The sequence below is a fragment of the Candidatus Symbiopectobacterium sp. NZEC135 genome (genome assembly GCF_025962695.1).
Genome location: NZ_JAGFPF010000941.1, coordinates 1 through 827, shown reverse-complemented (window position 1 = coordinate 827; position 827 = coordinate 1). Strand labels below are relative to the sequence as shown.

At 48.6% G+C, this 827-nt stretch carries 1 pseudogene; it reads left to right on the top strand.

Annotation, left to right across the window (positions count from 1 at the left end):
• Positions 1–596 (top strand): annotated as a pseudogene (gene ampG / locus J5224_RS31600) (muropeptide MFS transporter AmpG); the annotation flags it as partial.
• Positions 597–827 lie beyond the last annotated feature (231 nt).

Here is an 827-nt window from a genome sequence, read left to right as displayed (position 1 = left end):
AGGCCGTCTCTAACGCAGGTTACTGGCTGCTGGCGATCACGACCAAACATCTGGTTAGCATGGCAGGGGTTATCTTTCTGGAAAACCTGTGCGGCGGGATGGGCACGGCAGCATTCGTTGCGTTACTGATGACCTTATGCAACACGTCATTTTCCGCCACTCAGTTTGCGCTGCTTTCCGCACTCTCGGCCGTCGGGCGCGTCTACGTTGGCCCGATTGCAGGCTGGTTTGTAGAAACCCACGGTTGGGCCTGGTTCTATTTATTTACCATTGCTGTCTCAGTGCCGGGATTAGTCCTGCTGCTGGTATGCCGACAAACCCTGGAATACACCCAACGCACCGGCACCTTCATGGTACGCATGACCTATCCCCGCCACTACCGCTTCGCGCTGCGTATGCTGGCTGCCGGATGTGCCTTGTTATTCATCTGGTTGACCTTGACCATCGCCCACGCACTGGGAGCCAATGCGGTTGAAGCAATCAATGATAACCTTCTGATGCTAGGGTGTATTTTGGTAATCGCTGGCACGCTTTTGGGGAGTTTTCTCGACTATTTATCCTTGAGAAATTCACACGCTGCCGATACGCACAAATAGCGATAAACACGCGTGGTTATCACCCAATCGTATTATTTTTTTTCCAATAGTCTGACATCGGCCAATGTTATTTTAGCGTTGGCTTGCTTTTTCTCGGCTATTTAATTGTTGAGAAAACGTGTTAGAGCAAGCGATGTTCTTTCGAGGGAAAATTACCCATTAGGTGCGTTGTAATTTTTTTTTATCCATCCATACTTCTCTACGGGATAAATTTTAATTGACTGTTTTTAA